General features: G+C 70.2%; 21 protein-coding genes. 18 read left to right on the top strand and 3 right to left on the bottom strand.

Annotated elements, in window-relative coordinates; translation table 11 throughout:
• The 4 genes from VE172_RS03520 to VE172_RS03505 all read left to right on the top strand — a co-directional run.
• The coding region (locus VE172_RS03520; RefSeq protein ID WP_414715056.1) for a MarR family winged helix-turn-helix transcriptional regulator at positions 1-255 on the top strand (255 nt) is incomplete at its 5' end.
• 47 nt (positions 256-302) lie between these two features.
• A complete protein-coding gene (locus VE172_RS03515) occupies positions 303-887 on the top strand; it encodes a MerR family transcriptional regulator (protein ID WP_324797240.1) in 585 nt (194 codons plus the stop codon).
• Positions 884-3,343 carry a VIT domain-containing protein gene (locus VE172_RS03510; RefSeq protein WP_324797238.1) on the top strand — a complete coding sequence of 820 codons (2,460 nt, stop codon included), beginning with the start codon at positions 884-886 and terminating at the stop codon, positions 3,341-3,343. Before VE172_RS03515 ends, VE172_RS03510 begins: the two co-directional genes overlap by 4 nt.
• Before the next feature lie 69 nt (positions 3,344-3,412).
• Positions 3,413-3,967, top strand: coding sequence for a hypothetical protein (locus VE172_RS03505; RefSeq protein ID WP_324797236.1), 555 nt, complete (start codon positions 3,413-3,415; stop codon positions 3,965-3,967).
• An 11-nt stretch (positions 3,968-3,978) separates the two neighbouring features.
• Here the strand turns inward: VE172_RS03505 and VE172_RS03500 are convergent, their stop codons facing one another.
• Positions 3,979-4,581 carry an alpha/beta fold hydrolase gene (locus VE172_RS03500; RefSeq protein WP_324797234.1) on the bottom strand — a complete coding sequence of 201 codons (603 nt, stop codon included), beginning with the start codon at positions 4,579-4,581 and terminating at the stop codon, positions 3,979-3,981.
• A gap of 62 nt (positions 4,582-4,643) precedes the next feature.
• Here VE172_RS03500 and VE172_RS03495 point away from each other — a divergent pair, with 62 nt between their 5' ends.
• Positions 4,644-4,898, top strand: coding sequence for a hypothetical protein (locus VE172_RS03495; protein WP_324797231.1), 255 nt, complete (start codon positions 4,644-4,646; stop codon positions 4,896-4,898).
• On the opposite strand, the gene VE172_RS03490 is transcribed toward VE172_RS03495, so the two are convergent.
• Positions 4,895-5,407 carry a DinB family protein gene (locus VE172_RS03490; RefSeq protein WP_324797228.1) on the bottom strand — a complete coding sequence of 171 codons (513 nt, stop codon included), beginning with the start codon at positions 5,405-5,407 and terminating at the stop codon, positions 4,895-4,897. The two genes, VE172_RS03495 and VE172_RS03490, sit on opposite strands and share 4 nt — an antisense overlap.
• A gap of 106 nt (positions 5,408-5,513) precedes the next feature.
• On the opposite strand from VE172_RS03490, the gene VE172_RS03485 reads away from it, so the two are divergent.
• The 9 genes from VE172_RS03485 to VE172_RS03445 all read left to right on the top strand — a co-directional run bounded on the left by VE172_RS03485 (position 5,514) and on the right by VE172_RS03445 (position 17,159).
• Positions 5,514-6,728, top strand: coding sequence for a GNAT family N-acetyltransferase (locus VE172_RS03485; RefSeq protein WP_324797224.1), 1,215 nt, complete (start codon positions 5,514-5,516; stop codon positions 6,726-6,728).
• A gap of 102 nt (positions 6,729-6,830) precedes the next feature.
• Positions 6,831-8,837 (top strand): threonine--tRNA ligase, encoded by a 2,007-nt coding sequence (gene thrS, locus VE172_RS03480; protein WP_324797222.1) that lies wholly within the window; start codon positions 6,831-6,833, stop codon positions 8,835-8,837.
• 259 nt (positions 8,838-9,096) lie between these two features.
• On the top strand, positions 9,097-10,572 hold the full coding sequence (locus VE172_RS03475; protein WP_324797220.1) for an aldehyde dehydrogenase family protein: 1,476 nt from the start codon (positions 9,097-9,099) through the stop codon (positions 10,570-10,572).
• A gap of 44 nt (positions 10,573-10,616) precedes the next feature.
• On the top strand, positions 10,617-11,651 hold the full coding sequence (locus VE172_RS03470) for a quaternary amine ABC transporter ATP-binding protein (protein ID WP_324797218.1): 1,035 nt from the start codon (positions 10,617-10,619) through the stop codon (positions 11,649-11,651).
• Complete coding sequence (locus VE172_RS03465) at positions 11,648-13,597, top strand: ABC transporter permease (RefSeq protein ID WP_324797217.1); 1,950 nt, start codon at positions 11,648-11,650, stop codon at positions 13,595-13,597. Before VE172_RS03470 ends, VE172_RS03465 begins: the two co-directional genes overlap by 4 nt.
• A gap of 2 nt (positions 13,598-13,599) precedes the next feature.
• A complete protein-coding gene (locus VE172_RS03460; protein WP_414715057.1) occupies positions 13,600-14,544 on the top strand; it encodes an ABC transporter substrate-binding protein in 945 nt (314 codons plus the stop codon).
• Positions 14,545-14,635: 91 nt separating this feature from the next.
• Complete coding sequence (betA, locus tag VE172_RS03455; protein ID WP_324797210.1) at positions 14,636-16,294, top strand: choline dehydrogenase; 1,659 nt, start codon at positions 14,636-14,638, stop codon at positions 16,292-16,294.
• A 14-nt stretch (positions 16,295-16,308) separates the two neighbouring features.
• Entirely contained in the window at positions 16,309-16,845 is a 537-nt protein-coding gene (locus VE172_RS03450; RefSeq protein WP_349258239.1) for an HIT family protein, read from the top strand.
• A gap of 86 nt (positions 16,846-16,931) precedes the next feature.
• A complete protein-coding gene (locus VE172_RS03445) occupies positions 16,932-17,159 on the top strand; it encodes a hypothetical protein (RefSeq protein WP_324797206.1) in 228 nt (75 codons plus the stop codon).
• Between the two features lie 11 nt (positions 17,160-17,170).
• Here VE172_RS03445 and VE172_RS03440 read toward each other — a convergent pair whose 3' ends face one another.
• Positions 17,171-19,327, bottom strand: a complete 2,157-nt coding sequence (locus VE172_RS03440; protein ID WP_324797203.1) for an elongation factor G-like protein EF-G2 — start codon at positions 19,325-19,327, stop codon at positions 17,171-17,173.
• A 218-nt stretch (positions 19,328-19,545) separates the two neighbouring features.
• Between VE172_RS03440 and pgsA the strand changes: the two genes are divergently transcribed.
• The 4 genes from pgsA to VE172_RS03420 are packed head-to-tail and all read left to right on the top strand — an operon-like array spanning position 19,546 to position 22,712.
• Positions 19,546-20,163: a phosphatidylinositol phosphate synthase gene (gene pgsA, locus VE172_RS03435; protein WP_324797201.1), complete on the top strand. Its 618-nt coding sequence runs from the start codon at positions 19,546-19,548 to the stop codon at positions 20,161-20,163.
• Positions 20,160-21,050 (top strand): phosphatidylinositol mannoside acyltransferase, encoded by an 891-nt coding sequence (locus VE172_RS03430; RefSeq protein WP_324797198.1) that lies wholly within the window; start codon positions 20,160-20,162, stop codon positions 21,048-21,050. The genes pgsA and VE172_RS03430 overlap by 4 nt, the downstream gene beginning before the upstream one ends.
• Before the next feature lie 14 nt (positions 21,051-21,064).
• Positions 21,065-22,201, top strand: a complete 1,137-nt coding sequence (locus tag VE172_RS03425; RefSeq protein WP_324797194.1) for a glycosyltransferase family 4 protein — start codon at positions 21,065-21,067, stop codon at positions 22,199-22,201.
• 28 nt (positions 22,202-22,229) lie between these two features.
• Positions 22,230-22,712 carry an NUDIX hydrolase gene (locus VE172_RS03420; protein ID WP_324797191.1) on the top strand — a complete coding sequence of 161 codons (483 nt, stop codon included), beginning with the start codon at positions 22,230-22,232 and terminating at the stop codon, positions 22,710-22,712.
• Positions 22,713-22,872: the final 160 nt, after the last annotated feature.

Genomic DNA, 22,872 nt, shown 5'->3' with positions numbered 1-22,872 from the left:
CTGCTGGATCGCCTGGAGCGCGGGGGTTTCGTGGTGCGCACCCTGGATCCGGGCGACCGCCGGGCCCGGATTCCCGAACTCACCGAGGCCGGCGCCGCGGTGCGCTCGAAGATGGCGGAGGCGCGCGAGAAGGTGGACGGCGCGGCGCTGTCGGGCTTCACCGACGAGCAGCGCGACGACTTCTACCTGGTGCTCGGGGGCATCGCCGGGATCGACGAGGACGACGCCGAGCCGACCCACGGTTCCTGCATGTGACGGTCCGCGGATTCGACACTGTCATATGACAGTGTTATATTCGGGGCATGGACGGCACACAGGCACAGTGGCCGATCGCGGAACTGGCGCGGCGGGTGGCCGCCGCGTTGGCGGTCGGCTACGACGGTCCCGGCGACAACCGGGTCCGCGGCGTGCCCGACGTCCGGTCGATCCGCTGGTACGCCACCATCGGGCTGCTCGACAAGCCCGCGGCGTTTCGGGGGCGCACCGCCCTGTACGGGCCGAGGCACCTGCGCCAGGTGGTGGCGGTGAAACGCCGCCAGGCCGCGGGCAAGGCGCTGGCCGAGATCCAGGCCGAACTGGCGGGGGCCTCGGACGCCAAGCTGTCCGAAGTCGCCGGTGTCCCCGACGCGATCATGGACGGCGCGGCGTCGCCGACGGCCGCCGCCGAGGTCGACACGAACTTCTGGAAGACCCCGGCGGTGCGCCTCGAGCGGCCGGTCTCGTCCACATTGTCCTACGGAATTCGGCTGCCCGGCGGGGTCACGGTCCTGATCGAGTCGCCGCACGCACCCACCGAAGCCGACGTCGAGGCCGTGGAGGCCGCGGCCCAGCCATTGCTGCGCGCCCTGGAAGCACGCGGTCTGAGCAACCAAGGAGCGTCAACATGAACCTGCGCGTCACCGACCTTCCCGACACCCCCACCACCGCGTCCGACGACGGCATCGGGGCGCTGTGCACCGAACGCGGCAACCTGCCGCTGCGCGCCCTCGACCTCCACACCCAGGTCACCGGCCTGACGGCCCGCACGGTCGTCACCCAGACATTCCACAATCCACACGCCGAACCCATCGAGGCCACCTACATCTTTCCGCTGCCCGACCGGGCCGCGGTCTCCGACATGACGATGACCGTCGCCGGGCGGACCGTCGTGGCCGAGCTGCGGGAGCGCGGCCAGGCGCGCAGGGAGTACGCCTCCGCCATCCGGCAGGGCAAACGCGCCGCCATCGCCGAGGCCGAGCGCCCCGACGTCTTCACCATGCGGGTCGGCAACATCGCGGCGGGGGAGGAGGCCGTGGTCAGCCTGACCCTGGTCGGCCCGCTGGCCTATGAGGACGACGAGGCCACCCTGCGCCTTCCCCTGGTGGTGGCACCAAGATATATCCCCGGCGAGGCATTGGGGAGGAAGCCCGTCGGCGAAGGCCACGCGCCCGACACCGACGCGGTCCCCGACGCCTCCCGGATCACCCCGCCGGTGCTGCTGCCCGGGTTCCCCAACCCGATCGATCTGTCCATCGTGGTCGACATCGACCCGGCCGGTCTCGCCCTGGACGCGGTGCGGTCCAGCCTGCACGCCGTGGCCACCGACGACGGGCCCGGCGGAGCCCACCGGGTCCGCATCCGCGCCGGCGAGCGGGTCAACCGCGACTTCATCCTGCGCTTCGCATACGGCGACACCGACTCCGTGGCCCCGTCCCTGGTGACCACTCCCGACGCCGCCGACGCCACCTCCGGCGTCTTCCAGCTCACCGCGCTGCCGCCAAGGTCCACCGGCGGTCGCCGCGACCGCGACGTCGTGGTGCTGCTGGACCGCTCGGGCAGCATGCGTGGCTGGAAGATGGTGGCGGCCCGACGCGCCGCCAGCCGCATCGTCGACTCGCTGTCGGGCGCCGACCGCTTCGCGGTGCGCTGCTTCGACACCGAGATCACCGCGCCCGACGGCATGGGCGAGGGCCTGGCCGCCGCCACCGACCGCCACCGCTACCGGGCCGTGGAACACCTGGCCCGCACCGACTCCAGGGGCGGCACCGACATCCTGACGCCGCTGACCGCCGCCGTCGACCTGCTGGCCAGGCCCGAGGGCACCCGCGACCGGGTGATCGTGCTGGTCACCGACGGGCAGGTGGGTAACGAGGACCAGATCCTCGCCGCCCTGGCCCCCCGCCTCGGCGGCATCCGGGTCCACGTGGTCGGCATCGACCAGGCGATCAACGCCGGGTTCCTGCACCGGCTCGCCTTGACCGGGCGGGGGCGCTGCGAGCTGGTGGAGTCCGAGGACCGGCTCGACGAGGCCACCGCCCACATCCACCGCCGCATCGTCGCCCCGGTGGTCACCGACCTCGCCCTGACGGCGAACGGCGCCAGCGTCGAACCCGAAACCCTTGCGCCGCAACGGATGCCCGACCTGTTCTCCGGGGCCCCGCTGGTGGTCTCCGGCCGCTACTCGGGCGCGACCGGCCGACCCTCCTTCACCCTGGCGGGCACCGACGCCGACGGATCACCATGGAGCGTCGAGCCCGCGCCGATCGCCACCGACAACACCGCGGTGCGCTCGTCCTGGGCCCGCGCCCACCTGCGCGACCTCGAGGACCGCTACGCGGCGGCCTCCGGCGGCGAGCTGGCCGAGCTGGAGAAGTCCATTGTTGACACCTCACTGCGCTACCGCGTGCTGTCCCGGTTCACCGCCTTCATCGCGGTCGACGCCCGGGTCGTCAACGAGGGCGGCGAGCCCCGCCGCATCACCCAGCCCGTCGAGATGCCCCAGGGCTGGGAACCGCCCGCCCCGGGCGGACCCGCGGGCCAGCCCGCCGGCGCGCCGATGTCCCTGATGTCGGCCCCGGCGTTCGGGGGGGCACCCACCGCCCGCGTCGCCATGACGCCCGGTAAGTCCGCGCCGCCCCGGGCGATGTACGGCCGTCCCCCCGCCGTCTTCGGCCGACACGACGGCCCACCGTCCATGGGGGACGACGAGCTGCGCGACATGCTGCGCGCCGAGCTCCAGCTGCTCGACCCCGACGTCCACACCATGCAGATCAAGGCCCCGGCCGTCGTGGCGCGCGAGCGCCGCGCCGCGCTGTCCGACCTGGCCACCCGCCTGTCGGTGGTCATCGAGGCGCTGGCGGCCGGCCCCGCGTTCGGGGACGCGGCCGTGGCCCGCCTGCGGGACCTGCTGCCGGCCTTCCGCTCCTGCGACGGCCCCACGCCGCCCACCGGCGCGGCCCTGGACACCTTGTGGCGCGACACCATCGCCCTGCTGCGGGAACTCCTCGAATCGGGCGGCGCGACACCGACAAATCAGACAGGGGAGGACGACTCCGGCGAGGAGTTCTGGAAGCGCCGGGGCTGAGGCGCCCGCACTGTCCAAAGGTATGGGTGAGGCTGGCCGGGCCTGGTGACATTCGTCTAACCTCAACGCATGGCGAACTACAACATCGACCCGGTGACCGGCGGCGGCGGATACCCCGAAGGTTCACAGCAGCCGGGCTACGGCGCACAACAACCCGGTTACGGCGCGCAGCAGCCGGGCTACGGTGCGCAGCAGCCCGGTTACGGCGCACAAATGCCGGGCTACGGTGCTACGCAGCCGGCTTACCCCCAGCAGCCCTACGATGCCGGGGTGCCCGCGATGCCTGTGGTTCTGACCATTGGCGACATTGCCGTCACACAGTCCGAGGTGATCGTCCCGCAAGGGAGGTTTCCCCTGAGGGGAACCACGTGGACGGTGACGGACTCCACCCAGTCGACCTCGGGGATTCCCACGGTCGCGATCATATTGACGATCATCTTTGTCTGGTTCTGTCTACTGGGTCTGCTCTTCTTGTTGATGAAGGAAACCAAGTACACCGGCTTCGTCTCGGTGTCCGTGACGGGCGAGGGGTTGTTCCACTCGGTCCAGATGCCGGCCAACTCCGGGGCGATGGTGACCAACCAGGTCAACCAGGCCCGGGCCATGGCGGCGTCCGCCCCGTGACCATCGATTGGTCAAGCGCCGCGGCGGCAGGCGGCCAGGAACCGCCGTTCGTTGACGCGTAGGTGATCGCGGCTGCCGTTGACCAGGTGTACGCGCCCCGGATAGGACGAGAGCGCGCCGAGCGGATCGAAGCGGGACAGGACGCGCAGCACATCGGGGATCGCCGTGGTGTACAGGCCGCCCGAGATGATGGCCCTGGCGCCGTCCTCGCCGAGCATGCGGCGAAACAGCCAGCGCTGTACGCCCTCGCCGCCGTGTCCGCCCAGTCGGGACAACGCTCGATAGGGGAGGGTGCGGGTGGCGGCGGGCAGCATGGTGCAGCCGATCGGGACCAGTCCGGCGATGCGCTCGGGGTATCGGGCGGCGGCGATGATGCTCGCGTAGCCGCCCATCGAGATCCCGGCGAGCAGCGCCCGCCCGCTCAGGGAGTCGATCTCGGCGGCGACGACGTCGGCCACCGCGTCGGCGGTGAAGGGCCGGTCGGCGCGGGTGCCGTGGCCGGGGAGGTCGGGGGCTGACACCGGACGTTCGGCGGCCAGGGCGCGCGCCTGGGGATCCCACACGCGTCCGGTGACGCGCAGGCCGTGCGGCAGGACGACGGGAAGTCGGCTCATAAGGACGCCCTGATGGCCGACGCGCTGATCCACTCGCGCCTGCGGGGGATCTGTGCGCGTTGGTGGACAGGATCCGTCAGTTGCTCACCGACGAGTCAACCCGGTCGCTGGCCACGGCCGTGTTCGCCGCCGCGGCGGACCGCCCGGCACTGGCGGCACTGACCCGTGAGTTCTTCGCCGATCGGCAGCGCCGGGAGCGGGAGATCTTCGCGCGCGCGGCGCGGTGTGGACCCGTGTGGTGCTGCGACAGGAAACCCCGACGGACGATTTCGCCGCGGCGGTGGTGGATCTGGTGCTCCCCGCGCTGTCGCCGTTAGTCGCCCGTGGTGCCGTCGATGGACTCGCGGAGCAGGTCGGCGTGTCCATTGTGGCGCGCGTATTCCTCGATCATGTGGGTGTAGATCCAGCGCAGGTTGAACTGCTTGCCCTTCGGCGTGGGAACCGACAGGGCGTCCAGGTCGTCGTAATCGGCGGCGACCGCGCGGGCGTCCTGGCAGGCCTTGTCGAACTGGGCGAAGGCGTCGTCGGTGTCGGCGCCGTCCACATTGTCGAAATCCCCGTCGGGGTCGTCGTCGGTCCAGTAGACGCCGGTGTCGAGCCACGGCCCGCGCATCACGCCCAGGAACCAGTGCCGCTCGACCTCGACCATGTGCCGCACGAGGCCCAGCAGCGACAGGTTGGAGGGGCCGACGGCGCGCTCGGACAGCCGCTCGGGCGCCACGCCCTCGCACTTCAACAGCAGCGTGGCGCGGTGGTACTCCAGCCAGCCTTCGAGCATCTCGCGTTCGTTCGCGGTGATGGACGGTTCGGATCGCTCTACAGTCATGTCGGAAAACTACCGATCGGCCCCGACACTGTCGACCTGGTTATTCGCGACTCACTGTGCGAATCTCTCTGGACCGGGCACACCAACGCGTGTGAGGATCGTGCGCGTGACGCAGCCAGAATTCACCATCCGAACCTGCACGCCCGACGAGTGGGAATCGACCGCCAGGGTCTTCACCGGCGCGATGCTGTTCGACTTCGTCGGCAGCGAGCTCAATCGCCGCCGCTTCGAGCCCGATCGCGCCCTGGTCGCCGAGGCCGACGGCCGGGTGATCGGTTCCGCCAAGGCGGTCACCCGCGACATGTCGCTGCCGGGCGCCGTCGCCCCGGTCGCCCACGTCACCGGCGTGGGGGTCGGCCAGGACTTCCGCCGCCGCGGCGTGCTGTCGGCGCTGATGCGGCGGCAACTGCGCGAGGTCCCCGAGGCGCTCGCGGCCCTGTGGGCGTCCGACACCGGCATCTACGGGCGCTACGGCTACGCCGCGGCCGCCTACGCGATGCCCGTCGCCGCCGAGCTCCCGCGCCTGGGCGTGCTGCCCGGCACCGAACCGGGCACCGTCCGCGAGATCGACGCCGCCACGGCCGCGCCGCTGCTCACCCCGATCCTCCAGCGCTACCAACGGATCCGGCCCGGCGTGTCGGGCCGCCTGCCCATGCACTGGGACTCCGAACTCGAGGACCCCGCCGCGCAGCGCCACGGCGCGTCCGCCCTGCGCGTCTTCGTCCACGCCGACCCCGACGGCGCCCTCGACGGCTACGCGATCTGGCGCACCAGGATGGGCTTCGACGACGTCGGCGCCAACGGCGAGGTCGAGGTCATCGAGATGGTGGCGCCCGAGCCCGCGGCCAACCGGGCACTGTGGAGGCTGCTGCTGTCCATGGACCCGTGCCGCAAGCTGTCCTACCGCCACGCCACCGTCGACGACCCGCTCCTCCAGCTGGTCTCCAACACCCGCGCGCTGTCCACTCGCCGCGTCGACACCGTCTGGCTGCGGGTCACCGACGTCCCCCGCGCGCTGGAGCTCCGCCGCTACGCCGCCCCGGTCGACCTGGTGCTCGACGTCCGCGACGACCTGATCGACGCCAACAACGGTCGCTTCCGCCTCACCGGCGGCCCCGACAAGGCCCGCTGCGAACCCACAACGGCCCCCGCCGATGTCACCGTCCCCGTCGCCGAGCTCGCCGCCATCTACCTGGGCGCCCGCTCGGCGGGCGAGTTCGTCCCCACGGGAAAGGTCATCGAACACACCACCGGCGCGGTGATGGCCGCCGGCGCCGCGTTCGGATGGCCCGTGGCGCCGGGCGCCATCGAGATCTTCTGAGAGCAATATCGACTGGAGCCGGTCGAAACGGTACGACTACGATGGTCACGCGGCCGCCGAAGACACCGGCCGATAATCCACTGCTCACAAAGGAGAGCCATCGTGTCCGCACCGTACCAGTCCCCCGTGATCGACCCCGTCGTCGTTGCGGCCGGGACTACGTGCGCGGATGCGGTAGCCGAGGCGGGGTTGCCGACCACCGGGCCCCGGGCGATCGTCGTGGTGCGTGACGCCGAGGGCAACCTGCGGGACCTGTCGTGGGCGCCCGCTCACCAGGTCGAGGTGGAGCCGGTCGCGATCGATTCGCCCGACGGGCTGAACGTGCTGCGACACTCGTGCGCGCACGTGTTGGCGCAGGCGGTGCAGGATCTGTTCGCCGACGCCAAGCTCGGCATCGGACCGCCCATCCGCGACGGCTTCTACTACGACTTCGACGTGGAGGAGCCGTTCCACCCCGACGACCTGAAGAAGCTCGAGAAGCGGATGCAGGAGATCATCAAGTCGGGACAGCGGTTCTCGCGGCGGGTGTTCGCGTCGCGGGACGAGGCCAGGGCCGAGCTGCGGGACGAGCCGTTCAAGCTGCTGCTGGTCGACATCAAGGGCGATTCCGATGTGGATGCCGACGAGGTGATGGAGGTCGGCGGCGGCGAGCTGACCATCTACGACAACGTGGACGCCAAGAGCGGCGAGCGCGTGTGGGGCGACCTGTGTCGCGGCCCGCACCTGCCGACCACCAGGCACATCCCCGCGTTCAAGCTGATGCGCTCGGCCGCGGCGTACTGGATGGGTTCGGAGAAGAACCCGCAGCTGCAGCGGGTGTACGGCACCGCGTGGCCCACCAGGGACGCCCAGAAGGACCACCTGCGCCTGCTGGAGGAGGCCGCCAAGCGCGACCACCGCAAGCTCGGCGCTCAGCTGGACCTGTTCAGCTTCCCCGACGAGCTGGGTTCGGGGCTGCCGGTGTTCCATCCCAAGGGCGGCATCATCCGCCAGGAGATGGAGTCGTACCTGCGGCAGCGGCAGAAGGACGCCGGGTACGAGCTGGTCAACACCCCGCACATCACCAAGGAGAACCTGTTCCTGACCTCGGGGCACCTGCCGTACTACGCGGACTCCATGTTTCCGCCGATCCATCTCGAGGGCGCCGACTATTACCTCAAGAGCATGAACTGCCCGATGCACAACCTGATCTTCAAGTCCCGGGGCCGTTCCTATCGGGAACTGCCGCTGCGGCTGTCGGAGTTCGGCGCGGTCTATCGCTACGAGAAGTCGGGCGTGGTGCACGGCCTGACCCGGGTGCGCGGCCTGACCATGGACGACGCGCACATCTACTGCACCGAGGAACAGCGCGACGAAGAGCTCAAGAGTCTGCTGATGTTCGTCCTGGAACTGTTGCGGGACTATGGCTTGGACAACTTCTATCTCGAACTGTCCACTCGCGGCGATTCCGACAAGTTCATCGGCTCCGACGAGGACTGGAAGCAGGCCACCGAGGTGCTGCGCCGGGTCGCCGAGGATTCGGGGCTGGAGCTGGTTCCCGACCCGGGCGGCGCCGCGTTCTACGGCCCGAAGATCTCGGTTCAGGCCAGGGACGCCATCGGCCGCACCTGGCAGATGTCGACCATCCAGATGGACTTCAACCAGCCCGCGCGCTTCGGCCTGGAGTATTCGGCCGCCGACGGGACCCGCAAGCAGCCGGTCATGATCCACCGCGCCCTTTTCGGTTCCATCGAGCGGTTCATGGGCGTCCTCACCGAGCACTACGCCGGGGCCTTCCCCGCGTGGCTGGCGCCGGTGCAGGCGGTCGGCATCCCGATCCGCGACGAGAACGTCACCTACCTGGAGGACTTCGTCGCGAGGCTGCGCGGCCGGGGCATCCGCGCCGAGGTCGACACCTCCGACGACCGCATGCAGAAGAAGGTCCGCAACGCCCAGCTCCAGAAGGTCCCGTTCATGGTGCTGGCGGGCGACACCGACCAGGAGGCGGGGACCGTGTCCTTCCGGTACCGGGACGGCTCGCAGCGCAACGGCGTCGGGCTCGACGAGGCCGTCGCGCACGTGGCCGAGGTCGTGGAGTCCCGCGTCAACACCGGGCCGTCGGCCGCCTAAGACGATTCAGGCGGGTTTCCCGCTCGAGCCCGGCTCGAGCGGGAAACCCGCCTTTTTCGCGCTTGTGGACGGTCACGCACGGTCGCGAGCTGGGAAAAAGCCGCAGTGTACGACGACCATATTGTCGACAATCGGACGCCCGTCCCCGTTGTGACTGCCAAGGTCTATTACGATTGATCACTATGCACCACCGCGGCCTGCCCCTCGGCGCGCATTCGCGCCCGGCCGCTGCCCCTGTCGTCTACCGTCCGTAGGAATCGTGAGTCAGCTTTTCATCAACGGCACCTGGACTCCAGCGTCCACCGGCCGCACCCGGGACGTCATCGACCCGAGCGACGGCAGCGTGATCGTGTCCGTGGCCGAGGCTGACGACACCGACGTGGCGCGCGCCGTGGACGCCGCCGCCGACGCCTTCGCCGGGCCCTGGCGCGACACCACCGCCGCCCGACGCGGCGCCGTCCTCGACAGGGTCGCCGAGCTGCTGCAACGCGACAAGGCCCGCATCGCCCGCCTGGAGAGCCAGGACACCGGCAAGACGCTGCGCGAGGGCGCCATCGACGTCGACGACGTCACCGCCGTGTTCCGCTACTACGCCGACCTGGCCGACAAGGACCCCGGGCGGATCGTCGACACCGGCGACCCGGGCGCGCTCAGCAAGGTCGTCTACGAGCCCGTGGGCGTGTGCGCGCTGATCGCGCCGTGGAACTACCCGCTGCTGCAGATGGCGTGGAAGATCGCGCCCGCGCTGGCGGCGGGCAACACCCTGGTCGCGAAGCCCAGCGAGCTGACGCCGCTGACCACCGTCGTCCTGTTCGAGCTGCTGGCCGAGGCCGGGGTGCCCGCGGGCGTGGCCAACCTGGTGCTGGGCGCGGGCTCATCCGTGGGCGCCGCGATGGTCGCCTCGCCGCGGGTCCACCTGGTGTCCTTCACCGGCGGCCTGGCCACCGGGCGCGGCATCATGGCCGCGGCCGCCGCGACCGTCAAGAAGGTCGCCCTGGAGCTCGGCGGCAAGAACCCCAACGTGGTGTGCGCCGACGCCGACGTCGATGCCGCCGTGGACGGCGCCCTCAACGCCGCTTTCGTCCACTCCGGACAGGTGTGCTCGGCGGGGTCCCGCCTCATCCTGGCCGACGAGATCCACGACGACTTCCTGGACGCGTTGGTCGAGCGGGCCCGCGCCATCCGGGTCGGCCCCGGCCTCGACGCCGCCAGCGAGGTCGGCCCCCTGGTGTCGTCGGCTCAGCGCGACAAGATCGAGCGCTACGTCGCCACGGCCCTGGACGAGGGCGCTCGGCTGCTGACCGGCGGCGCCCGCCCCGACGACCCCGCCCTGGCCGACGGCTACTACTACCTGCCGACGATCTTCGCCGACTGCCGCCGCGACATGACCGTGGTGCGCGAGGAGACCTTCGGCCCGATCCTCACCGTCGAGCGGTTCTCCACGGTGGACGAGGCCGTGGAGCTGGCCAACGACACCGAGTACGGCCTGGCCGGCGGGGTATGGACCCGGGACGCGGGCCTCGGCGAGCGGCTCGCCGCCCGGCTGCGGCACGGCACCGTGTGGATCAACGACTTCCACCCCTACCTGCCGCAGGCGGAATGGGGCGGCTTCGGGCACTCCGGTGTCGGGCGCGAACTGGGACCGTCCGGTTTGAACGAATACCGCGAGGCCAAGCACGTTTACCGCAACATCGACCCGCGACCGTCCGGGTGGTTCGGTTCTCACGGCCCCTGACGCCGCGACACCGCACCCGGTCGTCACTCACCCCTGGAGGAACCGTGGCCGATCCCTCACCCGCCACCATCGAAATCCGAAACCTGTGGAAGATCTTCGGCCCCAAGGCATCGAAGATCATCGGCACCGACACCGCGCAGCTGGATCAGGCGGAGCTGAAGCGCCGCACCGGCTGCGTGGCGGCGGTGCGCGATGTCAGCTTCGAGGTCGCCGCCGGCGAGATGTTCGTGGTGATGGGCCTCTCCGGTTCCGGAAAGTCCACACTGGTGCGTTGCCTCACCCGGCTCATCGAACCCACCGACGGCGAGGTGAGCATCGACGGCGAGAGCGTGCGCGGCATGAGCCAGTCCGCGCTGCGACAGCTGCGCCGCCACCGGGTGTCCATGGTGTTTCAGCACTTCGGGCTCCTGCCGCACCGCCGCGTGGTCGACAACATCGCCTACGGCCTGGAGATCCAGGGCATCGGCGCGGCCAAGCGCCGCGAGCGCGCCGCCGAGATGGTCGAGCTGGTGGGCCTGTCCGGCTACGACCAGTCATATCCGGACCAGCTTTCGGGCGGCATGCAGCAGCGGGTCGGCCTGGCCCGCGCCCTGGCCGTGGAGCCCGAGATCATGCTGTTCGACGAGCCGTTTTCGGCCCTGGACCCGCTGATCCGGCGCGACATGCAGGACGAGGTGATCCGGCTGCACCGCGAGGTGGGCAAGACCATGGTCTTCATCACCCACGACCTGTCGGAGGCGCTGAAGCTCGGCGACCGGATCGCGATCATGCGCGCCGGCGAGATCGTCCAATTGGGAACGCCCGAGGAGCTGGTGGGCGCGCCCGCCGACGACTACGTGGCCGACTTCGTCGCCGACATCCCCAAGACCGACGTGTTGTCGCTGCGCTCGATCGCCCGCCCCGACGACGACGCCTCCACCTCGGACGGTCCCGAACTCGACGCCTCCACCATCATCAAGGACGCGGTGCCCGCCATCCTGTCGGCCGACAAGCCCCTGCGGGTCGTCGACAACGGACAACTCATCGGCGTGGTCAACCACAACGACGTGCTGTCGGTGATGGTGGGGGACAAGCGGTGAGCGGCACAGCGACCGCCGCCGTACCCGACGCCGCGACGGCCAACCCGTCCGAACGCCGCCGCCCGCCGCGCTGGGCGTTCGCGGTGGCCGCCGCCGTGGTGGTGTGCGTCGCCGGTTTCGTCGCGTTCCAGATGTCCACGCTGCCGCAGCACGGCAACTCGGCGTCGTGGGTGTTCTTCGCCCACATCCGGGACTGGATCGACACCAACCGCAACTCCAACCCGCTGTTCGTGTTCTTCCTGAACTACATCTCCAACGACGTCGGTTACCTGATGCAGGGCCTGCAGTCGGTGCTGGAGGCGCTGGGCTGGCCCGGCGTGCTGGCCGCGGCGTTCGGCTTCGGCTGGGTGCTGGGCGGCTGGCGCCTGGCCGTCACGGGCCTGGTCGGCTTCGTCCTGCTGGGCGTGCTCGACCTGTGGACCGAGAGCATGGACACCGTCGCGCTGACCGTCGCGGCGGTCCTGCTGTCGCTGGTGATCGGCCTGCCGCTCGGCATCTGGGCCGGGCGCAGCGAGCGGGTGCGCTCCGCCATCACCCCGGTGCTGGACGTCATGCAGATCATGCCCGCCTTCACCTACCTGGCGCCGATGGCGCTGGTGTTCTCCATCGGCAACCCGTCGTCGACCATCACCACGATGATCTACGCGATCCCGGTCGCGGTGCGCATCGCGGCGCTGGCGATCCGCCAGGTGCCGACCACCGCCGTTGAGGCCTCGGAGTCGCTGGGCGCCACCCGCTGGCAGAACCTGTTGAAGGTCCGGCTGCCGCTGGCCAGGCGCACCCTGGCGCTGGCGGTCAACCAGACGATCATGATGGCGCTGTCCATGGTGGTCATCACGGCGCTGATCAACGCCGACGGCCTCGGCAAGAACATCGTGCTGGGACTGTCCAACAGCGACGTCGGCACCGCCTTCCAGGCCGGCATCGCCGTGGTGATCGTGGCGATGCTGATGGACCGCTTCACCCGCGGGCGCGCCAAGCGCACCGACAAACACGTGCCGGCGTCGCGCCGCGCGCCGCTGTGGATCGGGGCGCTGGTGTTGACCGCCGCGGGCGCGGCCTACGCCGCGACCCTGCCGCGCTCCGACGAGTTCGCCGAGTCCTGGCAGGTGTCGCTGGTGCAGCCCGTCAACGACATCGTCGACTGGATCAAGGACGTCTGGTTCCCCGTGACCAACGCCCTGAAGAACGCCGTCAGCTACGGCATGCTCAATCCCCTGCAGGACACCCTGACCAGCGTGCCCTGGTGGCTGGTGGTGGCCCTGCTGGTGGGCCTGGCCTGGCAGCTGGCCAGCTGGCGCGCCGCGCTCACCACCCTGGTGTGCATGTGCGGCGTGGCCGCGCTCGGCCTGTGGCAGCTGGGCATGCAGACCCTGGTGACCGTGCTGATCGGCGCGATCCTCACCATGGTCGTCGGCATCGCGCTGGGCATCGGCGCCGGACGCTCCAACACCTTCGAGGCCGTGCTGCGCCCGATACTCGACATCGCCCAGACCATGCCGTCCTTTGTGTATCTTCTTCCCGCGCTGGCGCTGTTCGGTCCCTCGCGGTTCACCGCGATCATCGCGTCCATCGTGTACGCCGCGCCGCCGGTGGTGCGCCTGGTGTCCGACGGCATCCGGGGCGTGTCGCCCACGGTCGTCGAGGCCGCCCGATCGGCGGGATCGACCCGGCGCCAACTGCTGTGGAAGGTCCAGATGCCCATGGCGCGGCGCTCACTGATGCTGGCGGCCAACCAGGGCATCGTCATGGTGCTGGCCATGGTCGTCGTCGGCGGCCTGGTCGGCGCGCAGGGCCTCGGCTACGGCGTCGTCTCGGGATTCGTCAAACCCGAGAACTTCGGCATGGGCGTCGCCGCCGGCATCGCCATCGTCCTACTCGGAATCACCCTCGACCGGATCACCCAAGGTGCCGGTCTGCATCGAAAGGAAGCGACAAGCACATGAGAATGCGCACGAAGCTGATAGCCATGCTGGGCGTGGGGGTCATGTTGACCACCTCCGCCTGCGCCGGAGCGAAGTCCGGCGCCGGAGCCGGCGACAGCAAGACGGTCGACTTCGCGATCAACGCCTGGACCGGCTACGAGGCCGATGAGGCGGTGCTGAAGTACCTGCTGGAGAACAAGCTCGACTACAAGGTCAACGAGAAGAACCTCAAGGAGGAGGTCGCCTGGCAGGGCTTCGAGGACAAGTCCGTCGACGTCGTCATCGAGAACTGGGGCCACGACGACCTCAAGAAGAAGTACATCGACGACAAGAAGGTCGCCAAGGTAGCCGGTGACACCGGAAACGTCGGCAAGATCGGCTGGTACATCCCGACCTGGATGGTCAAGAAGTACCCCGGCATCGACAACTGGAAGAACCTCAACAAGTACGCCAAGGACCTCAAGACCTCGGAGTCCGGCGACAAGGGACAGTTGCTGTTCGGCGACGAGTCCTATGTCAGCAACGAAAAGGCGCTGATCAAGAACCTCCACCTCGACTACAAGGTCGTGGTGGGCGGCAGCGAGAACGCCCTCGTCGAGCAGGCCGAGACGTCCGAGAAGGAGAAGAAGCCGGTCCTGTTCTACTTCTGGGACCCGCACTGGCTGTTCTCCAAGATGGACCTGACCCGGGTGAAGCTGCCCAAGTACTCCGACGACACCAAGGCCTGCCCGACGGCCAAGGACAAGGTCAAGTGCGACTACCCCGAGATGAACCTCGACAAGGTCGTGTCCAGCGACTTCGCCAAGAACGGCGGGGACGCTTACAAGTTGATCAAGAACTTCAAGTGGACCAACGAGGACCAAAACGAGGTCTCGTACAACATCTCGCAAAAGCACATGGACCCCGAGGACGCCGCCAAGAAGTGGCTGGACGCCAACGAGTCCAAGTGGAAGGCCTGGATGCCCTAGCCGGTATCGGTCGTGGTGCCCCGTCATCTCGGTGACGGGGCACCACAATGTGGGGGAGTTCGACAACAACGGGAGCAAAGGAGCGATTCACATGGCGTTCGACTTCGTCATCGTCGGCGGTGGCTCGGCGGGATGCGCGCTGGCCAACCGGCTCAGCGCCGACCCCTCGACGCGGGTCCTGGTTCTGGAGGCCGGCCGCAACGATCCACTATGGGATGTGTTCGTTCACATGCCCGCCGCGCTGCCGTTCCCGATCGGATCGCGGTTCTACGACTGGCGATACGAGTCGGTGCCCGAGCCGCACATGAACGGCCGCAAGGTCTATCACGCGCGCGGCAAGGTGCTGGGCGGCTCCAGCAGCATCAACGGGATGATCTTCCAGCGCGGCAACCCGCTGGACTACGAGCGCTGGGGCGCCGACGAGGGCATGGAGCGCTGGGACTACGCGCACTGCCTGCCGTACTTCAAGCGCATGGAGACCTGCCTCGCCGACCCCGACAACCCGTTCCGCGGCAACAAGGGCCCGCTGAAGCTGGAGCGCGGCCCCGCCTCCGGTCCGCTGTTCGACGCGTTCTTCGACGCCGTCCAGCAGGCCGGGTACCCCCTGACCGAGGACGTGAACGCCTACCGGCAGGAGGGCTTCGCCGCCTTCGACCGCAATGTCTACCGTGGACGTCGGCTGTCGGCGGCGCGCGCCTACCTGCACCCGGTGATGGACCGCCCCAACCTCAAGGTGATCACCGGCGCCCGGGTCGACAAGGTGCTGTTCGACGGCGATCGCGCCGTGGGCCTGGACGTGACGCACCGCGGCAGGACCCGCACCGTGCGCGGCGGGGAGTTCATCCTGTCGGGCGGCGCCATCAACACCCCGCAGCTGCTGCAGCTGTCCGGGGTGGGCAACGCCGCCGACCTGGAGGCGGTGGGCGTCAAGCCGGTGCATCACCTGCCCGGCGTCGGCGCCAACCTGCAGGACCACCTGGAGGTCTACATCCAGCACGGCTGCACCCAGCCGGTGTCGCTGGCGCCGAACCTGGCGATGTGGCGGCGGCCCCTCATCGGCGCGCAATGGCTGTTCGCGCGCTCGGGACCGGGCGCCAGCAACCACTTCGAGGCCGGCGGCTTCATTCGGTCCAACGAGGACGTCGCGTACCCCAACCTGATGTATCACTTCCTGCCGCTGGCGATCCGCTACGACGGCTCGTCCCCGGCCACCGGCCACGGCTACCAGGTGCACGTCGGTCCGATGTACTCCGACGCGCGCGGCAGCGTGACGATCAACTCCACCGACCCGGCGGCCAAGCCCGGCATCCTGTTCAACTACCTGTCCACCGAGCAGGACCGTCGCGAGTGGATCGAGGCGGTGCGCCGCACCCGCGACATCCTCGGCCGGCCCGCCTTCGCCGAGTTCGACGGCGGCGAGCTGTCGCCGGGGCCGGAGGTGGAGACCGACGAGCAGATCCTCGACTGGGTGGCCCGCGACGCCGAGACCGCCCTGCACCCGTCGTGCACCGCCAAGATGGGCGTCGGCGACGACGCCGTGTGCGATCCCGAAACCCTTCGGGTGCACGGGCTGCGGGGCCTGCGGGTGGTCGACGCCTCGGCGATGCCGTACATCACCAACGGCAACATCTACGCGCCCGTCATGATGCTGGCCGAAAAGGCCGCCGACGCGATCATCGGCAACACGCCGCTGCCCGCGGAGAACCTCGAGTTCTACCGGCACGGCCACGGCAATAAGATCTCCGGGTGAGCGAACCCGAGCGGATGGACGGCGCGGGGCCCGACGGCCTGGAACGGCTGTGGACCCCGCACCGCATGGCGTACATCAAGGGCGAGAACAAACCCATCGGACCCGCCTCCGACCCGAAGGGCTGCCCCTTCTGCGAGATGCCCAAGCGCGACGACGCCGACGGGCTGATCGTGGCGCGCGGCGGGCTGGTGTTCTGCGTCCTGAACCTGTATCCCTACAGCCCCGGGCACCTCATGGTCTGCCCCTACCGCCACGTCGCCGATTACACCGATGTGGACGACGCAGAGGTCGCCGAGATCGCGGCGTTCACGCGGCGCGCCATGCGGGTGATCCGGGCGGCCAGCGGCGCCCACGGCTTCAACATCGGCATGAATCAGGGCGCGGTGGCCGGGGCCGGGATCGCCGGGCACCTGCACCAGCACGTGGTGCCGCGCTGGGGCGGCGACAGCAACTTCATGCCCATCATCGGGCGCACCCGGGTGCTGCCGCAGCTGCTGGGCGACACCCGGCAACTGCTGGCCGACACCTGGAACGGCCTCGCCGCGGCGTAGGCGCCGCGGCGGTTGAGCCGCGCGGGGCTTTGCCGTATTGTCGCCGCTTGAACCCGTTGCACCCCAATCGCGAAAGGCACGGTTCGATGACGGAGAAGAAGACCTTCGAAATGGACGTCGACGGCGACGGCCGCCCCGACACCGTCCAGGTCGAGCAGAACGCCGACGGATCGACGACGTACCTTGTGGACACCACGGGGGACGGCAAGGCCAACATTCACGGCATCGATAAGGACGGTGACGGCGTCATCGACGAGGTCCGCATCGACTCCGATGGCGACGGGATCGCCGACGAGCGCGTCACCGACCTGTAGGCAGACGCCCGCTACCTGTTCGCCGCGGCTTCCTTGCGGGCCTGCTCCACCAGGTGTTTGGGCATGGACTCGAACCGCGCGAACGTGCGCGTGAAGCTGCCCGATCCGGCGGTCATGGCGCGCAGCTCGATGGCGTACCGCACCAGTTCGGTGGCCGGGATCTCGGCGCGCACCACCGCGCGGTCCCGGTCATCGGTCTCGGTGCCCAGCACCCGGCCGCGCCGCGACGACAGGTCGCTCATCACCGCGCCGACGTAGCCGTCGGCCACCGTGATCGACACGTCGTCGATCGGCTCCAACAGCGTCAGGCCGCCGGATTCGGCCGCTTCGCGCAGCGCCAGCGACCCCGCGGACTGGAACGCCGCGTCGGAGGAGTCCACCGAGTGGGTCTTGCCGTCGTACAGGGTGACCCGAATGTCGATCACCGGATAGCCCGACACCAGCCCCCGCTCCATTTGGGACCGAACGCCCTTCTCGACGCTCTGGATGAACTGGTGGGGGATCGCCCCGCCGACGATCTTGTCGACGAACTCGAAGCCCGAGCCCTGCGGCAGCGGGTCCACCGTGATGTGGCAGATCCCGTACTGGCCATGGCCCCCCGACTGCTTGACGTGACGGCCCAGGCCGTCGGCCGAGGACACGAACGTCTCCCGCATCGCGGTGCGCACCGGCTCGGTGTCCACATGGGTGCCTCCGGCGCGCAGCCGGTCCAGCACCACCTCGGCGTGCGATTCGCCCATGCACCACAGGACGATCTGGTGGGTCTCGGCGTTGCGCTCCAGCCGCAGCGTCGGGTCGGCGGCCACCAGGCGCGCCAGGTTCTTGGCCATGGCGTCCTCGTCTGCCCGGGTGGGCGCGGTGACGGCGATGGGCAGCAGCGGCTCCGGCATCTCCCACGGCTCCAACAACAACGGCCGGTTGCGCGAGGAGATGGTGTCGCCGGTCTCGGCGCTTCCCGACTTGGTGATGGCGCAGATGTCGCCGGCCGCGCACTCGCTGATCTCGCGGAGGCTGGCGCCCAGCGGCGAGTACAGGTGCGTGACGCGCTCGTCGGAGTCGTGGTCGGGGTGGCCGCGCTCGGTGAGCCCGTGCCCGGAGATGTGGACGGACGTGTCGGTCGTCAGGGTCCCGGAGAACACCCGCACCAGCGAAACCCGGCCCACATAGGAGTCCACCGTGGTCTTGACGACCTCGGCGGCCAGCGGGCCGTTCGGGTCGCACTCCAGCGCGTCCGTCGGCTCGCCATCCACTGTGGTGACCGTCGGCAGCGTGTGCTCGGTCGGGGACGGGAAGCCGCCGGTGATCAGCTCCAGCACCGCGTCCAGGCCCACCTGCGTGGTGGCGTTGACCGGCACCACCGGGTGGAAGGAGGCGCGGGCCACCGCGGTCTCCAGGTCGCCGATCAGCGTCTCGGTGTCGATCGCCTCGCCGGCCAGATAGCGGTCCATCAGCGTCTCGTCCTCGCTTTCGGCGATGACGGCCTCGATGAGCGCGCCCCGGGACTCCTCGATGGCGCTGACGTGTTCGTCCGCCGGGTCGCCGACCCGCGGCGGGTGCCCGTCGGTGTAGTCGAAGACGCGCTGCGTGATGAGCCCGATCAGGCCGGTGACGTGCTCGCCGCCGTCGTCGTGCAGCGGCAGGTAGATCGGCGCGACCCCGTCGCCGAAGACCCGCTGGCACAGCGCCAGGGTCTCGTCGAAGTCCGCCTGCGGATGGTCGAGCCGCGTGATCGCCACCGCGCGCGGCATACCCACCGCCGCGCACTCCTCCCACAGCTGCTGGGTGGAGGCGTCCAGCCCGTTCACGGCCGAGACAACGAAAAGCGCCGCGTCAGCGGCGCGAAGACCGGCCCGCAATTCGCCGGTGAAGTCGGCATACCCCGGCGTATCCAGCAGGTTGATCTTGATGTCGCCGTGCGTCAGCGGCGCGCACGACACCCCGACCGAGCGCTGCTGCGCCACGGCGGCGGGATCGTGGTCGCACACCGTGGTTCCCTCGGCGATGTCACCGGGTCGCTCGATCGTCCCGGTGGCTGCCAGTAGCGCCTCCACCAACGTGGTTTTCCCGACCCCGGCATGCCCGACAAGCGCAACATTGCGGACCTTGCCGGGCGCGGCTACCACCGGCGAGGGGCCGGCGACTCCCTTCTCACGGTTCTTTTGGGACATCGTGACCTCCGCTGTTATGAGTCGGTGGAACGCTATGTCCTTGATCACACACCTTTGGCAGAATGATCACAAGGTCTGACGAGAATTTTTTCACGCCCGGCACGGTGACGACGTCGCCCCGTACCCGCCCTATATCGTGGTGCGCGCGGAAGGTCCGATGCCGGGTGCGGTCTCTTCCGACCAGCATCCATTGTCAACTCACCCGGACGATGGATGAGATGACGAAGTTTCTCAGTGTGTCCGGACGCGCCGCCGTCAACAAGGCGCTGCACCCCCTGGGGTCCGCCCTGGTGCGCGCCGGCGTGTCGGCCAACGCGGTGACCCTGGTGGGCACCGCCGCCGCCGTCGCCGGGGCGGTGCTGTTGGTGACCCGGGGGGCGCTGCTGGCGGGCCTGATCGTCGTCACCGTTTCGGTCTTCACCGACCTGCTGGACGGCGCCATGGCGCGCGTCAAGAAGAGCGACGGCCACTTCGGCGCCCTCCTCGACTCCACGATGGACAGGGTCGCGGACGGGGCCATCTTCGCGTCCCTGGCGTATTGGCTGGCCATCAGCGGACAGCACGCCTCCGCGGCCGCCTGCCTGATCTGCCTGGTGGCCGCGCAGCTGGTGTCCTATGTGAAGTCGCGCGCCGAGGCGCTGGGGGCCCGCTGCGACGTCGGCATCGCCGAGCGCGCCGAGCGCCTGGTCATCATCGGGGTGGGCACCCTGGCCCAGGTGTGCGGGGTGCCGTACGCGCTGGCCGTGACCCTGTGGATCCTCGCCGCCTTGACGGTGTTCACCGTGTGGCAGCGCGTGTGGTACGTGCGTTCCCAACTGAACGGGGACCGGCGTTGAGGGACCGGGCGATCGAGTGGGTCTACGGCGCCGGATGGGGCCTGAGCCGGGCGATGCCCGAATCGCTGGCCACCCGCCTGTTCCGCTACGCCGCCGACCGCACCTTTCGCGGCGACGGCCCCCAGGTGCGCCGGCTGCGCGCCAACCTGCGCCGCGTCGTCGGAACCTCGGTCGACGACGCCGGGCTCGACGCCCTCACCCGCGACGCCATGCGCTCCTACCTGCGCTATTGGATGGAGGCGTTCCGCCTGCCGTCCTACAGCCGCGCCGACGTCCTGGAGCGCTTCGAGCTGGAGGGCTGGGAGGTGTTCGACCAGCACCGCAGGGAGGGTACCGGCGTGGTGCTGGCGATACCGCACTCCGGCAACTGGGACCTGGCGGGCGCGTGGGTGTGCGCCAACGGCTGGCCGTTGACCACGGTGGCGCAGCGCCTCAAACCCGAGGCGGTGTACGAGAAGTTCCTGAAGTTCCGGCGCGGGCTGGGCATGGAGATCCTGCCCCACTCCGGCGGGGAACGCCCCGCCGCGGCCGTGCTGGCCGAGCGCCTGTCGGCCGGACACATCGTCCCGCTGGTCGCCGACCGCGACCTCACCAGCCAGGGCATCGAGGTGGAGTTCTTCGGCGCGAAGACCCGAATGCCCGCTGGCCCCGTGCTGCTGTCGATCCGCACCCACGCGCCGCTGTACACGGTGGTGCTGCGCTACGACAGCCCCACGCACTGCTACGGCAAGATCGAGGGCCCGGTGCCGATCCCCGACACCGGGCGCCTGGCGGCGCGGGTGGCGGCCGGGACCCAGCTGGTCGCCGACGCCTTCGCCGCCGGAATCGCCGTGCAGCCCGCGGATTGGCATATGCTCCAACCACTATGGCTGGACGATCTCGACTGACCGACCCGACGCCCATGCGGATCGGGATCGTCAGCCCCTACTCCTTCGCGGTACCCGGCGGCGTCCAGGGCCACATCCGCGACCTGGCCGCGACGCTGCGCGGCGCCGGGCACCGGGTCGAGGTGCTGGCGCCCGCCGAACGCGGCGACGACCTGCCCGCGTACGTCACGCCCGCCGGGCGGTCGATCCCGGTGCGCTACAACGGTTCCGTCGCCCGGCTCACCTTCGGCCCCGTGGCCGCGGCCCGCACCAGGCGCTGGCTGCGCGGCGGGGACTTCGACGTGCTGCACGTCCACGAACCGCTCAGCCCCAGCCTGTCGCTGCTGGCCTGCCTGCTGGCCCGCGGGCCCGTGGTCGCCACGTTCCATACGGCGATCCCCCGCTCCCGCGCCCTGGCCGCCGGGCGCGGCATCGCGCAGCTGGTGCTGGAGAAGGTCACCGCTCGGATCGCCGTGTCCTCATTGGCCAGACGGGTGCAGGTGGAGCACCTGGGCGGCGGCGCCACCGAGATACCCAACGGCGTCATGGTCAACCACTTCGCCGACGCGCAACCCCTGGACGGCTGGCCCGGCCCCGGCGGGGCGATCGGCTTCATCGGGCGCTTCGAGGAGCCCCGCAAGGGCTTCGCGGTGCTGCGCGACGCCTTCGCGATCCTCGCCGCGGCCCACCCCGGGCTGCGCCTGCTGGTGCTGGGCCCCGGCGACCCCGCGCGCGCCACCGACGGCCTCGACGCGGCCGTGCGCGAACGCGTCGTGTTCCTCGGCATGGCCGACGACGCCACCAAGGCCCGCATGCTGCGCAGCGTCGACGTCTACGCCGCCCCCAACCTGGGCGGTGAGTCCTTCGGCATGATCCTCACCGAGGCGATGGCCGCGCGCACCCCGGTGGTGGCCAGCGACCTGGACGCGTTCCGCCGCGTCCTCCACGAGGGGCGGGCGGGGGAGCTGGTGGCACCCGGCGACGGCGCGGCGCTGGCCGCGTCGATCGACGCGCTGCTGTCCGATCCCTTGCGGCGCAAGCAGTACGCCGCGAGGGCCGCCGCGCTGGTGGCCGCCAACGACTGGCCCGAGGTCGCCGAGCGGGTGCGCGAGGTGTACGTCGCGGCCATCGAGGCGTGCGGGAGGCCGACCGGAGTGCCGTTGCCCGCGTGACGCCCCGGGCGCCGTATGATCCGCTGCTGTGTGGTGGCTGGCCGGGATCGTGGGCGCGGTGGCGTTGGCGGCCACCTATCTCACCTGGACGGCGTCGCGAGTGGAGCGTCTGCACTCCCGCGCCCGCCACGCCGCGGCCGCCCTTGTGGACAAACTCAACCTGCGCGCCGAGGTCGCCCTCCTGCTGGCCGCCGAGGCGTCGGTGCGGCTGGGACGTCATGCCGAGGCGATCCGCGTCGGCGCCCGCGCCGCCCTGGATTCCCCGCCCGACCAGCGCGAGGCCGCCGAGAACGACCTGACCCGCATCCTGCGCGACCTGCCGCTGCCGTCCGACGACGAGGTCCTGGCGGACCTGCGCGTCGCCAGCCGCCGCGTGGCCATCGCCAAGGAGGTCCACACCGACCTGGTGCGCGACGCGCTCAACTCCCGCTCCCGACGCGCCACCCGCCTGTTCCGCCTGGCCCGCGATCTCTGTCGCCCCACCTACTTCAACATCGACGACCCGCGCTGAGGCAAACGGCTGCGGAAACGGCCGCCATCGGCGATACTCGCCGTTACGTGACACACGGGGGTAGTCATGAGCGAAGACAGGCCGGGGCCCGAGCCGCCGGAGCCCGCCGCACCGGACCCGCCCACCCCGCCGCCGCCGTCCAAGCCGTCGAAGCCGGTCT

The organism is Stackebrandtia sp. (assembly GCF_035643755.1).
Lineage (GTDB): Bacteria > Actinomycetota > Actinomycetes > Mycobacteriales > Micromonosporaceae > Stackebrandtia.
Note: the sequence above shows the minus strand (reverse complement) of the source record. Positions and strands in the feature narration are given on the sequence as shown.